This window comes from Terriglobales bacterium, assembly GCA_035543055.1.
Taxonomy (GTDB): domain Bacteria; phylum Acidobacteriota; class Terriglobia; order Terriglobales; family Acidobacteriaceae; genus JAIQFD01.
Genome location: DATKKJ010000078.1, coordinates 1 through 14,743, shown reverse-complemented (window position 1 = coordinate 14,743; position 14,743 = coordinate 1). Strand labels below are relative to the sequence as shown.

Below are 14,743 nucleotides of genomic sequence, written 5' to 3'. Positions count from 1 at the left end.
CTCCTTCGCCATGATGGAGAAGGCGGGCTAGGAACTTTCCCGGCACCTTAGCACTCTCAGGCTATGGGAAAACCGGGTGACTGCAGTACACTATCCAAAGGTTCTAACAAGACCGCAGGCCGCCGCCGGGCGGCTGGCGGTCATTCTAAGTTGGTTCGGGAGACGGAGTGACCACAGCCAAGGAAAAATTCGAGACAAAAAAACTGCCCATGATGCCTATCCGGGACGTGGTCATCTTTCCTTACATGATGACGCCGTTCGTGGTGGGCCGGGAGTCGAGCGTGCGCGCTTTGGAAGAGGCGCTGGCTGCCGACAAGAAAATTTTCCTGGCTACCCAGCACGACGCTGGCGTGGACGAGCCCAAGCCCAACGAGATCTACCAGGTCGGCACTGTCGTCAACATCGTGCAAAGCCTCAAGCTCCCCGACGGCAATATCAAGGTCCTGGTCGAGGGCATCGAGCGTGGCAAAATCCTGCAGGTAACGGAAACCGAAGGTTTCATGCAGGCCTCAGTGCGCCTGGCGCGGTACGCCGTGGAAACCAATCCGCAGGTGGAAGCGGCCATGCAGCGGGTCACGTCGCTGTTTGAGCAATACGTCAAGCTCTGCCAGTCCCTGAACTACGAGACCATGATCGCGGCGGTGCGCATGGAAGATCCGGCCAAGCTCACCGATACCATCGCCGCCAACCTGCAGCTGTCTATTGAAGAGAAGCAGGAACTGCTGGAAATCTTCGATCCCGCCGAGCGTCTGACGCGAATCGGCGACGTACTCGACATCGAAATCGAAAAGCTGAACATGGACCGCACCATCCAGTCGCGGGTGAAGCGGCAGATGGAGCGGGCGCAGAAAGAGTACTACCTCAACGAGAAGATCAAGGCCATCCAGAAGGAACTGGGGCGCGGCGAGAAGAGCGAGTGGGACGAGCTCAAGAAGAAGGTGGACGCCGCGGGCATGCCCAAGGAAGTCCACGAGAAGGCGCTGCAGGAGCTGAAGAAGCTGGAGGCCATGCCGCCGATGTCGGCGGAGAGCACGGTGAGCCGCAATTATCTGGACTGGCTGCTGGCGGTGCCGTGGAAGAAGAAGTCGAAAGAGATCCGCTCCATCGAACGGGCGGAGAAGGTCCTGAACGAGGACCACTACGGCCTGGAGAAGATCAAGGAGCGCATCCTGGAGTTCCTGGCGGTGCGGCAGCTGGTGAAGAACCCGAAGGGCTCGATCCTGTGCTTCGTCGGGCCTCCGGGAGTGGGCAAGACCTCGCTGGGCATGTCGATCGCCAAGGCGACGGGGCGCAAGTTCGTGCGCATGTCGCTGGGCGGGGTGCGCGACGAGGCCGAGATCCGCGGCCACCGGCGCACCTACATCGGGGCGCTCCCGGGGCAGATCATCCAGATGATGAAGAAGGCCGGGACCAAGAACCCGGTGTTCATGCTCGACGAGGTGGACAAGATGAGCATGGACTTCCGCGGCGACCCGTCGGCGGCGCTGCTGGAAGTGCTCGACCCCGAGCAGAATTTCATGTTCATCGACCACTACCTGGACGTGGAGTACGACCTGAGCCAGGTGTTCTTCATCGCCACCGCTAACGTGATGCACACCATCCCGCCGGCGCTGCAGGACCGCATGGAAGTGCTGCGCCTGCACGGCTACACCGAGCCGGAGAAGGTGGAGATCGCCAAGCAGTTCCTGGTGAAGAAACAGCGGCTGCAGGCGGGCCTGACGGAGAAGAACATCACCTTCACCGACGAGGCGATCATCGCCGCCATCCGCGGCTACACGCGGGAAGCGGGGGTGCGCAACCTGGAGCGCGAGATCGGCAACGTCTGCCGCAAAGTGGCGCGCAAGGTGGTGAAGGAAGGCGCGGCCTTCAATATCACCATCACCGAGCAGAACCTCGGCGAGTTCCTGGGCGTGACCAAGTTCCGCGACACCCTGGTGCACGAGAAGAACGAGGTCGGCCTGGTCACCGGGCTGGCCTGGACCGAGGTGGGCGGGTCGATCCTGAGCACCGAGGTCACCATCGTGGACGGCAAGGGCAAGCTGCTATTGACCGGCAAGCTGGGCGACGTGATGCAGGAGTCGGCGCAAGCGGCCATGAGCTATATACGGTCACGCGCGGCGCGGCTGGGAGTGCCGCGCGAGTTCTACCGCAACGTGGACATCCACATCCACGTTCCCGAGGGGGCCATCCCCAAGGACGGGCCGTCGGCGGGCATCACCATGGCGACCGCGATCGCCAGCGCGCTGAGCGGCATCCCGGTGCGGCGCGACGTGGCCATGACCGGCGAGATCACGCTGCGCGGCAAGGTGCTGGCCATCGGCGGATTGAAGGAGAAGCTGCTGGCGGCGCACCGCGCGGGCGTCTTCGAGGTCATCCTGCCCAAGGACAACGAGAAGGACCTGGCCGAGGTGCCGGAAAACCTGCGCACCGCCATGAAGCTGCACTTCGCGGAGAACATGGACGAAGTGCTGCGCATCGCACTGGAGTCGCCGCTGCCCAAGGAAGTGGTGCAGCCGGCGCCACCCCTCGTGGACACCACCGGGACGCAGCCGAGCACGCACCAGTAGTCAGGAGTCGGGAGTCAGGAGTCAGCGGGCCTGCCGAAAGGCGGGCCCTTTGCTTTGCACCATACGCAGTGCAGCCGGGCGAGACGGTATACTTTACGAACGTGCGCATCCTGACCAAGTACGTGCTGCGCGAGGTGCTGTCGCACGCACTGCTGGGCGCGAGTGTGTTCACCTTCGTCATCTTCATGCGCGACGTGGGCCGGCTGATGGAGCTGGTGGTGCGCAACAGCGCGCCGGTGCCCAGCGTGGCCGAGATCTTCGCCTTCACCCTGCCGGCGGCGTTCACCGTGACCATCCCCATGGGGGTGCTGGTGGGCATCCTGATCGGTCTGAGCCGCCTGGCAGCCGACAGCGAGGTCACGGCCATGCGGGCCAGCGGGATCGGGGTCAGCCTGTTCGTGCGGGTGGTGGCGCTGTTCGCCATCGGGGCCTGGATGCTGGCGCTCGCGAACCAGGTCTGGGTGGCGCCCTGGTCAGCGCGGAAGCTGGCTGACCTGCAGAACCAGCTGAAGGGCTCGCAAGCCTCCTTCGAGGTCCAGCCCCGCGTCTTCTACGAGAATTTCTCCAATACCGTCCTGTACGTGCAGGACGTGAGGGCGGGAGCGGGTGCGGCGCTGTGGAGGGGCATCTTCCTGGCCGACATCAGCGATCCCGCAGCCCCCAGGATCACGCTGGCGGAAGAAGGCGTGGTGGTGAGCGAGAGCCCGACCAAGCTGCGCCTGCACCTGAAGCACGGCGAACAGCACGAGGGCAATTCCAAGAAGCCGCAGGAATACCAGGTCACGCAGTTCGACGAGACCGATATCCCGGTCAATCTGCCGCCACCGGAAGAAAAGCAGACCACGCAATTCGGTCTGCGCCCGGTGGCGGAAATGACCTCGGCGGAGCTCCTTTACCTGTCGCGGACCATGTTCCCGGCGGCCCGGCGCTACCTGGGGCTGGAGTTCCAGCGGCGGCTGGCGCTGCCCACCGGCTGCCTGGTGCTGGCGATGGTGGGCATCCCGCTGGGGCTCTCGGCCAAGAAGGGCGGCAAGAGCACGGGCTTCGTTCTGACCATCGTGCTGGTCTTTCTGTATTACTTCGCCATGCTGGGCGGAGTGGCGCTGGGCCGCCAAGGCAAGGTCTCGCCGGTGATGGGAGCGTGGCTGGCGAACATTGTTTTCGCGGTGGGTGGCGCCATCCTGCTGTGGCGGGTGGACCGGATGCCGATGGAGATCGGGTCCCTGCGCGGCTGGTGGGGAAGGCTGATGCAGAGGCTGCAGCACCGCGCGGCAGACCGCGCCGGCGCCTTCGAACGGGCGGCCAGCCGGCGGCGCATGTTCAGCGCCCGCTTCCCCCAGATCCTGGACGACTACATCCTGCGCGATTTCCTGACCTTCGTGGCCATGATCCTGGCCCTGTTCCTGGTGCTGACGCTGGTGTTCTCGTTCTTCGAGCTGCTGGGCGACATCATCCGCAACCGGGTCCCACTGGTGACCGTGGGCGAGTACCTGGTGAACGTGCTGCCGGGGATGATCTACCTGATGATGCCGATGGCGGTGCTCATCGCAGTGCTGGTGACCTTCGGGCTGTTGCAGAGATGGAACGAGGTCACGGCCATGAAGGCGACGGGCATCAGCGTGTATCGGGTGGCGCTGCCGGTGCTGGTGTTCGCCGCCATCCTGCCGGTGGGACTCTTCTTCTTCGAGCAGTTCTACCTGCCCCACGCCAACAAGCGGCAGGACGCGCTCTGGAACCAGATCAAGGGCAAGCCGGCCCAGACCTACCTGCGCCCGGACCGCAAGTGGATCTTCGGACAGCACTCGACCATCTACTACTACGACTTCTTCGACGCCAACAGCAACCACTTCGGCGGCGTCTCGTCGTTCGAGTTCGATCCGGAGACCTTCCAGATCCGCAAGCGGGTGTATGCGCGCGAGGCCCACTGGGGAACGAACATCGGGAAGTGGGTCTTCGAACAGGGGTGGGTGCGCAGCTTCCGCGGGCCGGCCATCGAGGAGTTCCGCACCTTCGACGCCTCGACGTTCGCGGAGCTGGACGAGCCGCCCAGCTATTTCAAGAAGGAAGTGAAGCAGTCCTCGGAGATGAACTACGAGGAACTGAAACGCTACATCCAGGACCTGCAACAGAGCGGCTTCGAGACGGTGCGGCTGCAGGTGCAGCTGCACAAGAAGTTCGCCTTCCCGGTGATCACCTTCGTGATGGGCCTGCTGGCGGTGCCGTTCGCGCTGCGGCATTCCCGGCGCGGAGCGCTGACCGGGGTGGCCACCGCCATCGGCATCGCCATGGTGTACTGGGTGACCGCGGGGCTGTTCGAGGCCATGGGAAACCTGAGCCAGCTGCCGCCGGCGCTGGCGGCGTGGTCGCCCGATATCGTGTTCGCCATGGCCGGGGGATATTTGCTGCTCAAGGTGCCGACGTAAGGATCGGCGAGAACGCTGCGATCGCCGGAATCGCCGTGACCGGCAGCAAAACCGCTGTATCCACGGCCGGTGGCGCCACATCTATATAGCTTCGCATGGAGAAACCGTCGCTCAAGCCGCTGTACCCGTACTTCTGGAAGTACCGCCGGGGGTACGTGTGGGGCACGCTGTGCGTGCTGCTGAACAACGGCATCTGGATCCTGTTCCCGCAGGTGATCCGGCGCGCGGTGGATACCCTGGAGAACAAGCCTCCCGGCCAGTACGATTCCATCGGACATTTCCTGGATCGGATCGCGGCCCGTTTCTACAGCGGCGACCCGCAGCACGTTCTGCGCGATACCCTGCTCATCTTCTCGTTGATGATGGTGGGGGTGGCGGTGGCCAAGGGCATCTTCCAGTTCCTGACCCGGTGGGTGTTGATCGGCATCTCGCGCGATATCGAGTACGACCTGCGCAATGACTTTTTCCGCCACCTGGAATCGCTCTCCTACAGCTACTACCAGCGGACGCGGACCGGCGACATCATGGCGCGCGCGACCAACGACCTGAACGCGGTGCGCATGCTGCTGGGGCCCGCCATCATGTATTCGGCCAACACCGTGGTGTTCGCGGTGGGTGCGCTCTACTTCATGTTCCACCTCAGCGCCCGGCTGACCATGTGGGCCATCCTGCCGCTGCCCGTGGTCTCCATCGTGGTGCAGTACTTCGGGCGGCAGATCCACGAGCGGTTCGAGCGCATCCAGGAGATGTTCTCCGACATCTCGGCGCAGGCCCAGGAGAATTTCTCCGGCGTGCGGGTGGTGCGCGCCTACGTGCAGGAGGATGCGGAGATCGAGGCCTTCGAAGAAGCCAACCGCGAGTACGTGCGACGCAGCCTGCCCCTCATCCGGCTGATGGGCATGCTGTGGCCGACCCTGGAGACCATGCTGGGGCTGGCCTTCGTGCTGGTGTTCTGGCTGGGCGGACGGGAGACCATTGAAGGACACATGACGGTCGGCGGCTTCGCGGCGTACCTGACCTACATGGTGCAACTCACCTGGCCGATCATCGCGCTGGGATGGGTGATCAACATCTTCCAGCGGGGCACGGCGTCGCTGGGACGCATCGACGAGATCATGCGGGAGAAGCCGGGGATCGCGGACGAATCGACGGGCGGGACGCCGGTCGCTACGCAGATCCGCGGGGAGCTCGAGTTCCGCAACCTGGACTTCGCGTACAACGGGACGGCGGTGCTGCACGACATCAACCTGAAGGTGCCGGAGGGCAGCAGCCTGGCCGTCGTGGGGCCCACCGGGTCGGGAAAGAGCACGCTGGTCAACCTGATCCCGCGCATCTACGACGCAGCGCCGGGAACCGTGCTGATCGACGGGCGGCCCATACGCGAGGTGCCGCTGGAGGCCCTGCGGCGGAGTATCGGGTTCGTGCCCCAGGAGACCTTCCTGTTCAGCGCCACGGTGCGGGAGAACATCTCGTTCGGGACCGAAGACGCCGACGAGCGGCAGGTGCGCGAGGCGGCCGCGGCGGCCAGCATCGCCGCCGACATCGAAGCCTTCCCCGAGCAGTACGACACGCTGGTCGGGGAGCGCGGCATCACACTCTCCGGGGGACAGAAGCAGCGCACGGCGATCGCCCGGGCGCTGATCCGCAATCCCCGCATCCTGGTGCTGGACGACGCGCTGTCCAGCGTGGACACCTACACCGAAGAGCGGATCCTGACCCATCTGCGGGAGCTCATGCGGGGGCGGACCACCATCTTCATCTCCCACCGGGTCTCGACCGTGCGCAACGCCGACCGCATCGCCGTGCTGCATGGCGGGCGCATCGTGGAGTACGGCACCCACGACGAGTTGCTCGCCCGCAACGGGTACTACACCGACCTGTATAACAAGCAGCTACTGGAAGAAGAACTGGAAACCGTGTGATTGGGGAATTGAGAAATCGGGTAATTGGGTAATTGAGCCGGAAATCATCTCCAATCACACAATCACCCGACTTCTCAATTGCCCGATGAGACGCATGGTCACTCCCGAGCTGATGGATGCGGAGGCCTGGACCACCCCCGAGCTGGGGGTTGCGCTCGCGGACCTGGGCCGGATCAACCGCTGGTTCGGGGGCATCGGGACCATGGTTTCGATGCTGGAGCGGGTGGCGCGCAGGAGCGGCGCTCGCGAGCTGTCGATGCTCGATGTGGGCGGGGCCGGCGGAGACCTGGCGCGAGCCGCGGTCGGAAGGCTGGAGCCGCGGGGTATCAAGCTGCGGGTTGCGGTGGCTGACCGCGCCGCGTCTCACCTGGATCGGACCCTGCTGGGCGTCGCCGGCGACGCCACCGCTCTTCCCTTCCGCGACCGGAGCTTTGACGTGGTGGGCTGTTCACTGCTCGTCCATCATCTCGCTCCGCGCCAGGTGCGGCAGTTCGTGGTCGAGGCGCTGCGGGTCTGCCGGCTGGCGGTGTTGATCAACGACCTCCGCCGCAGCCCCGTGCATCTGGCCCTGGTGTATGCGGGGTTTCCGCTGTATCGCAGCCCGCTGACACGCAACGACGGCCCGGCGTCGGTGCGGGCGGCTTACACACCCAGCGAGATGCGAGAGTTGCTGCGCGATGTGCCGGGAAGCATCGAAGTAACAAACCACTACCTCTATCGCATGGCCGTGATCGTCTGGAAGAACAGGCGCGAGGATTTCACAAGAAAGTAGGGGTCCTTCGGCTCGCGCGCAAGGCGCGCTCGCTCAGGATGACAAGAGTGACGAGCTCCGGCGGATGAACTATCGGATGACTAAGACATACGATCTCCTGGTGATCGGAGGAGGGCCGGCCGGAACAGCGGCGGCCATCACCGCGGCGCGCGCCGGTGCGCGGGTGTTGCTGCTGGAGCGCGGGCGATTGCCGCGGCAAAAAGTCTGCGGCGAGTTCGTCTCTGGCGAAGGGTTGGAAACGCTGCGAGCTCTGGACGCGGCGGTCGCCGAGCGGCTGCTTGTTTCGGCTCCGAGGATCGGCGGTTCGCGGCTGTTCGTGGACGGACAATGCGTCGAGGTGCCGATCGCGCCGGAAGCAGCCAGCATCACGCGCTATGAGCTTGATCTCGCGCTGTGGGAGGCGGCAAGGTCCGCGGGAGCGGAATGCCGGCTGGAAACCGAAGTCTATGCGGTCGAGCAGAGCGCAGAAGAGTCGCGTCTCACGTTCGCGGCCGGGGGCGGCCCCGCCACGCAAGTCGCTCACGCGGCGGCTGCCATCGACGCCAGCGGGAGATGGTCGAAGCTGCGTCCCGGCGAGACGCCGGCGCGACAGCCGGCGGGGCGCCGGCGCTACCTAGGATTGAAAGCGCATTTCCGGACGAGCGAGGCCGGGCGTCCCAGCGTGGACCTTTATTTCTTCCGCGGCGGCTATTGCGGGGTACAGCCGATCGGCGGCGGGCAGGTGAATGCCTGCGCCATGGTGCAGGCGGAGGTGGCCTCGAGTCTGGACGAAGTGTTTTCGCTGCATCCGGCGCTGGCCAGGCGCAGCCGCGAGTGGCGGCTGGTGGGAGAAGCGGTGGCGACGTCGCCGTTGGTCTTGGGAAAGCCGATGCCGCTGCGCGGGCGGGTGCTGTGCGCCGGCGACGCCGCCGGCTTTGTCGACCCTTTCGTGGGCGACGGTATCACCCTGGCGCTGCGAAGCGGGTGCCTGGCCGCTGAGGCGGTGCTGGGACGTGGCGCGGCGTGGTACGAAGGCGAGTACAAGAGGAGATTGGCTCCGGTGTTTTACAACGCATCATGGTTGCGGCGGTTTGTAGGGCTGCCGCGGCTGCTGCGAGCCCCTCTACTCGCAGCGATGAACGCGCTGGGTATCGGCTCCGCTCTCGTACAAGGCACCCGGGCCAGGTAGGGGTCCTTCGACTCGGCCGCTCTGTCAAGCGGCCTCGCTCAGGATGACATTCCTGAGCAGTCTTGTCTCTTGCGCCCTGGTGTCTCTTTGGTAAGAAAGCTAGCGGACGACCAGCACTTCGCGGACGTTGTCGCGGGCGAGGAAGAACTTGAGCGAGGCGAAATCGCGGAACAGGTTCTCGATGTGCCGGTTGTTGAAGACCCGCTGCAGGCGGAAGCGGGCGCCGGGGTGCAGCTCCAGCGTGTCCGGGCCCACCAGGTGGTAACGGTAGCAGGGGGCGTCGGGTCCGGCGTCGCGGGTATGGAAGTAGGCCAGCAGGATGCCGCCCGGCTTCATGATGGAGTGGAAGCGCTCCACCATCGGCTTCACGAAGGCTTCGGGCATGTAGTCGGGGATGTCCCAGCAGAGGACAGCGTCGAACAGCTCGCGCTCGAAGACCAGATTCTCGGCCAGGAAGCGGGGCACATCGTACATCGGCTTGCCGTTCTCCGTGGCCATGACCAGTGCGGGGTCGCCGGAAGCGGAGAGCACGTCCTCGGTGTAGATCTTGTGCCCGAGCTCGGTCAGCCGGGCGATGTTGATGGGAGAAGTGATCCCCAGGTCGAGGATGCGCAAGTCCTGCTGCCCGGCGATGGCCCGGGTGAACTCGTTCAGTCCGCTGGAACGGCGGCTGACCCGCGGTGGCGCTTCGCGCAGCGAAGGCTGGACCGCCGGGGTGCCGCGGAATAGCCGGAAGAACGAATGCGTCACAGAACCCATAAATCCGTATCCAGTACCTGGTACTTAGTACTTCTTCTCCACTAAAGACGGCTGCGACGAGTTCCCCGGGCCGGGGGCCGGCGAACTGGAGCCGGAAGTCGCGGGAGAGAAGGAAGCGGCGGCGGCCATGGCCATCTCGCGCTTGGTGTCGGGCTTGGCGGCCTCCTTCTGGATGTCCACGGCGCCCTTGAAGAACGCGCCGTCCTCGACGATGATGCGCTGGGTGGAGATGTCGCCGACCAGCACGGCGGACTTCTTCAGCTCGACGCGCTCGGTGCCGCGGATGTTGCCGTCCACTTTGCCGTGGACCACGACGTCACGCGCCTGGATGTTGGCCTTCACGCGACCGTGCGGCCCGACGATCAGGCTGTGATCGCGCAGCTGGATGCTGCCCTCGACCTCGCCGTCCAGGTAAAGGTCCTCGCTGCCGGAGAGCTCACCTTTCACCAGCACCGACTTGCCGATGTGAGCGACGTCAGCCTTGTAATTGTCGAAGGGCTTCGGGGCGTCCATGGGACGAACCTCCTTGGTGGGAGTGAGAGCCGGTGGAGCCGGAGCGGGAGGCGCCGGCGGCTTGACTTCTTCCTTGCTGGATTTCCACATGGCGAGGCCCTCCAGAGCGCGACGTTGAGCCACTCTGCGCCGCAGGAAGTGCACAAAAGTTGCGTTGCAAAGTACCGGAACAGAATAGCTTGTGCAGACTATACCCGACCGAGAGACAGCGGGCAATCGGCTTTTTGGACAACGGCGGGAGGAATCGCACCATAGAGTGTGCAGTTACTCGTAAGCAACCTACCTGCGACCCTCCGAACCCGGACGGCCCGAGGCGACTGGACCGACTGATACTCATCAGTAAATGATCCGCAAGGCCGTTCCGCAAACCACGCACTGGTAAGAGAGGGCCGAGAGTCACTGCTGACGCGGTCCTTGCAGGCGGGGACGAGCACAACGGCGCCGCATGGTGGGGGCGCAAATTGCCGCTGTCCCGTCGTTAGTAATCTAATAGATATTAATTGCCTACTAATAATCTGCGATGCCTAGTAAGTCGTTTGCAATCAATGGATTGGCAAGAATCCTGCCGGCTCCAAGGGCCGAGGAAAAAGCAACAGCAACCCCGCCCCGGGCGTCTAATCTGTAACAGCCATGAGAAAGCAGGTCCAGGCGGCACTGGTGCTGGCGGTGGTGGTGTCAGCGAGCTTCGCGGTCATGGGGCAGAATCCCCCCACCGGAGCGACGAAGCCGTCCAACGGTAACAGCGGGATTGTGCCGCACAGCGCCACCGAGGCGCAGGCGCTGGTGCGCACCGCCATCCAGAACCAGCTGGATGAAGATGAGAAGCCTGGTGGACCGGCCTTCCGCTATACGCTGCGCGAGCACGGCAAGCGCGGCATCCTGACCAAGGAGATGATCCAGACCAAGGAGGGGGTGGTCGCCCGGCTGGTGGCGATCGATGACCGTCCGCTGACCGCGGAGGAGCGCCAGGCGGACGACGAAAAGCTGGACAATCTGCTGCGTGATGCTCAAACCAGAGCGAAGAAGCTCAAGGAGCAGAAAGAAGACGAAAAGCGCACGCGCAAGATGGTGGGAGCGCTGCCGGACGCGTTCCAGTTCGAGCCTGACGGCACGGTCGAAGGGCCGCGCGGCCCCCTGGTGCGGGTCAAGTTCAAGCCCAATCCGAACTTCGATCCGCCTTCCCGGGAGCTGCAGGTGTTCCAGGGCATGGCGGGTACCATGCTCATCGACCCGCGCGCCAAGCGCCTGGCAGAGATCGACGGCAAGCTCTTCCGCAGCGTGAACTTCGGCTGGGGCATCCTGGGACATCTGGACAAGGACGGCCAATTCATGGTGCAGCAGTCAGACGTGACCGGGAATGGCAATTGGGAGATCACGCACATGAAGCTGAACTTCGACGGGAAAGTGCTGATCTTCAAGTCCATCCACATCCGCGATGACGACCAGGCCTCAAACTTCCGGATCGTGCCCAACGATCTGACGTTGGCCCAGGGGATCGAGCTGCTGCGGAAACAGAAATCGGCGGTGGCGGAGAAGCAGTAGTTTGTAGTTTGTAGTTAGGTCTTGCCCTTGAACGTTTCCTTCCGGACCGTCAGCTTCTCAATCAGGTCAAGCCTCACTTTGTAGCCGAGCCCGGGCGAGTCGGGCACGTGGATGAGTCCGTCGGGAGTGACCTCGACCGCGGGCTCGATGACATCTTCCTTCCAGTAACGCTTGGAGGCGGAGACGTCGCCGGGGAGGCGGAAGTTCTCCAGAGTGGAGAGGGCGATGTTGAGCGCCCGGCCGATGCCCGATTCCAGCATCCCGCCGCACCAGTTCGGGATCCCCCGGTTGCGGCAGACGTCGTGCACGCGGATGGCCTCGGTGAGGCCACCCACTCTTCCCTGCTTGACGTTGATGATGCGGCAGGCGCCGAGCCCGGCGGCGGCGTCGGCGTCGCGTGCATGGTGGATGGACTCGTCGAGGCAGAGGGCGGTCTGCAGCTGTTTCTGCAGGCGCGCGTGGAAGTAGAGATCGTCATTCCACAACGGTTGTTCGATCATCAACAGACGGAACTGGTCGAACTTCTTGAGATGCTCCACCTGGTCAAGGGTGTAGGCAGAGTTGGCGTCGCAGCTGAGCAGGATGTCGGGCCAGCGGGCGCGGATGCGCTCCAGCACGTTCAGGTCCCAGCCCGGCTTGACCTTGACCTTGATGCGGCGGTATCCGGCGGCGAGCTCGGTGGCGACCCTGTCGAGCAACTGCTCGACCGAATCCTGGATGCCGATGGAGACCCCGCACTCGATCTGGCGCCGGCTCCCCCCGATCATCCGCCACAAGGGCTGGCCGGCCTGCAAAGAGAAGGCGTGCCAGAGCGCGCCTTCCACCGCAGCTTTGGCCATGCGGTGCTCGCGTACCCGGGCGAAGAGCGCCACGCAATCGGAGGGACGCTGGAGGGTTTGGCCGATGATGGCCGGGGCCAGGTGCTCCTCGATCACGTACCAGGCAGTCTCGATGGATTCCTCGTTGTAGAAAGGACTCTCGCCGGCGACGCATTCCCCCCAGCCCTCCACGCCTTCGCAGTGAGCGGTGACCAGCACGATGCGGCGCTCGGTGGTGCGGCCGAAGCTGGTCTCGAAGAAATGGACCAGCGGCATGCGGATCTCGCGGAGGGTGAGGGCTTCGATCTTCATCGGCTAGTGGTCCGCGGCATAGGACCAGTCTTCGTCCCAATGGCCCAGGAGGTAGCTGCCGTCGCCGCGAGGGCTGCGCTGGAAACGGAGCACGGCCATCCCCTCGCGGAAGGCGGCCAGGAATCTCTCGCGGTTGCGTGACTGGACGTCGGCGGCCTTGCCGCGGGTCTCGGCCTTCGCTTTCCACTCGTAGATCTCGGCCGGGACCGAGATGGTGCGCTCGGGCTCAAGGTGAGGAAGCTGCCCCCCATTGACGAGGGACTCGACGCGTCGGGAGCGGATCCACCACTCGGCGATCAGCCGGTCGGTGGGCAGGCCTCCCCATAAGGGCGAGTTGGAGGTCCCGTACTGATTGATGTTGTAGCGCCGGCAGATGGCGCCCAGCCGCTCCAGGTTGAGGAAGGCGTTCTTGATCTCGAGCGGGTCGAAGGTCCATTCGATCAGGTCGAAGCCGCGCTGCAGGGCGTCGTCGCGCTGCGCCAATTTGATGCGGCGTCCGATGCCGGTGTTGCGATGGTCCTCGCGCACCGCCAGCATGTGCGAATGCAGGTACTGGTGTCCGCTGCGGGTACCCGGGATGGACAGGGCGAAGCCGATGAGCTGTCCCCGGTCGAAGGCGCCGATGACCTGGCCGCCGATCTTGGTGGCGACCACGAACATGCGCAAGGGCACCACCTCGATATCGTCGAAGCCCCACACCTCCTTCTGCAACTTGACGCAGAGCTCGAACTCTTCGACCGAATCGCAGTGGCGGATGGCGATCTCGCTCATGGACGCCGTTCCTGCTCCTTGGACCGCTGCCACAGGGCCTCCATCTCGTCGAGCGAGGCCTCGCGCGGCGACCGGCCGGACTTGCGAAGCTCCTCCTCCAGCCACTGGAAGCGGCGCCGGAATTTGCGGTTGGTCTGGCGCAGGGCGGACTCGGGATCGAGCGACAGGTAACGGGCGATGTTCACCAGGACGAAGAGCATGTCGCCGACCTCATCCTCCAGGCGCAGCCGCATCTCCTCGGGGATGACGGCGCCACGCGCCCCGGCGACTCCGCGGTCCTGGGGGCGCGGGCCGGGCGCCGGCAACTGGTCCACCTCGCGGCGCAGCTCACCCGTCTCCTCTTCCAGCTTCTCGAACAGCCCGGCGATGTTCGGCCAGTCGAAGCCGACGTGGGCGGCGCGGGAGCTGAGCTTGAAAGCCTCCAGCAGCGCGGGCACGGCCGAGGACACGCCGGCAAGGACGGATTTCGCCGGCTCTTCCGGCCGCGCCGACTTCCCTCCCCCGGCGGCGAGCCGCTTCTTCTTCTCCTCGGCCTTCAGCGCCTCCCAGTTGCGCAAGACATCGGAAGACGTCTTGGCCTCCACGTCGCCGAAAACGTGGGGATGGCGGTCCACCAGCTTGTTGGAGAGGCGGTCGAGCACGTCATCGATGCCGAAATGGTTCTCCTCCTTCGCCATCTCGGCGTAGAAGAGGACTTGCAGCAGGAGATCGCCGAGCTCGCCGGTCAGTTCGTCCCAGTCCCGGTGGTCGATGGCCTCCAGCACCTCGTAGGTCTCTTCCAGGGTGTAGGGCTTGATGGAGTCGAAGGTCTGCTCCCGGTCCCAGGGACAGCCGCCGGGAGCGCGGAGCCGCGCCATGATGCCGACCGCGCGTTCGAATTTTTCACCCGTGGACATGCGCCAGCCATTCTAAGTTGTCGGCTGACGCTTGTCAGTCGCTAGATCACTCCGCTTCCCGGCGGTCGCGGAAAGCGCTGCCCAAGAGCCTGGTGTCGTCGGAGATGATGCCGTCCACTCCCATGGCGGCGAGCGCGAGCATCTCCTTTTCGTGATTCACCGTCCAGACCATGATCCTGCGTCCGGCGGCGTGCACATCGTCCACTAGTTCGCGCGACACTAGGCCGTGGTGCGGCAGCACATAATGCACGTCCAGCGACGCCCAGCGCATCAGCCCTTC

Annotated in this window: 12 protein-coding genes; 6 read left to right on the top strand and 6 right to left on the bottom strand. The window is 64.6% G+C overall.

Going from position 1 to position 14,743, the window contains the following annotated elements:
- Positions 1-167: 167 nt before the first annotated feature.
- The 5 genes from lon to VMS96_06350 all read left to right on the top strand — a co-directional run bounded on the left by lon (position 168) and on the right by VMS96_06350 (position 8,852).
- Entirely contained in the window at positions 168-2,567 is a 2,400-nt protein-coding gene (lon, locus tag VMS96_06370) for an endopeptidase La (protein HVP43037.1), read from the top strand.
- Positions 2,568-2,668: 101 nt separating this feature from the next.
- Positions 2,669-4,990, top strand: coding sequence for an LptF/LptG family permease (locus VMS96_06365; protein ID HVP43036.1), 2,322 nt, complete (start codon positions 2,669-2,671; stop codon positions 4,988-4,990).
- Positions 4,991-5,085: 95 nt separating this feature from the next.
- Positions 5,086-6,912 carry an ABC transporter ATP-binding protein gene (locus tag VMS96_06360; protein HVP43035.1) on the top strand — a complete coding sequence of 609 codons (1,827 nt, stop codon included), beginning with the start codon at positions 5,086-5,088 and terminating at the stop codon, positions 6,910-6,912.
- Between the two features lie 85 nt (positions 6,913-6,997).
- Positions 6,998-7,684 (top strand): methyltransferase domain-containing protein, encoded by a 687-nt coding sequence (locus VMS96_06355; GenBank protein ID HVP43034.1) that lies wholly within the window; start codon positions 6,998-7,000, stop codon positions 7,682-7,684.
- Positions 7,685-7,760: 76 nt separating this feature from the next.
- Positions 7,761-8,852: an FAD-dependent monooxygenase gene (locus VMS96_06350; protein HVP43033.1), complete on the top strand. Its 1,092-nt coding sequence runs from the start codon at positions 7,761-7,763 to the stop codon at positions 8,850-8,852.
- Positions 8,853-8,951: 99 nt separating this feature from the next.
- Here the strand turns inward: VMS96_06350 and VMS96_06345 are convergent, their stop codons facing one another.
- Together VMS96_06345 and VMS96_06340 are read right to left on the bottom strand one after the other, a co-directional pair.
- On the bottom strand, positions 8,952-9,611 hold the full coding sequence (locus VMS96_06345; protein ID HVP43032.1) for a class I SAM-dependent methyltransferase: 660 nt from the start codon (positions 9,609-9,611) through the stop codon (positions 8,952-8,954).
- 24 nt (positions 9,612-9,635) lie between these two features.
- Complete coding sequence (locus VMS96_06340) at positions 9,636-10,214, bottom strand: polymer-forming cytoskeletal protein (GenBank protein HVP43031.1); 579 nt, start codon at positions 10,212-10,214, stop codon at positions 9,636-9,638.
- A 540-nt stretch (positions 10,215-10,754) separates the two neighbouring features.
- On the opposite strand from VMS96_06340, the gene VMS96_06335 reads away from it, so the two are divergent.
- Positions 10,755-11,666 carry a hypothetical protein gene (locus tag VMS96_06335; protein ID HVP43030.1) on the top strand — a complete coding sequence of 304 codons (912 nt, stop codon included), beginning with the start codon at positions 10,755-10,757 and terminating at the stop codon, positions 11,664-11,666.
- 14 nt (positions 11,667-11,680) lie between these two features.
- On the opposite strand, the gene menC is transcribed toward VMS96_06335, so the two are convergent.
- The 4 genes from menC to VMS96_06315 form a co-directional block, all read right to left on the bottom strand.
- Positions 11,681-12,796: an o-succinylbenzoate synthase gene (gene menC / locus VMS96_06330; protein ID HVP43029.1), complete on the bottom strand. Its 1,116-nt coding sequence runs from the start codon at positions 12,794-12,796 to the stop codon at positions 11,681-11,683.
- 3 nt (positions 12,797-12,799) lie between these two features.
- Entirely contained in the window at positions 12,800-13,567 is a 768-nt protein-coding gene (locus tag VMS96_06325) for a GNAT family N-acetyltransferase (protein HVP43028.1), read from the bottom strand.
- Positions 13,564-14,463 (bottom strand): nucleoside triphosphate pyrophosphohydrolase, encoded by a 900-nt coding sequence (mazG, locus tag VMS96_06320; GenBank protein HVP43027.1) that lies wholly within the window; start codon positions 14,461-14,463, stop codon positions 13,564-13,566. The genes VMS96_06325 and mazG overlap by 4 nt, the downstream gene beginning before the upstream one ends.
- Before the next feature lie 46 nt (positions 14,464-14,509).
- A partial coding sequence (locus VMS96_06315; protein ID HVP43026.1) for a glycerophosphodiester phosphodiesterase occupies positions 14,510-14,743 on the bottom strand: 234 nt, incomplete at its 5' end.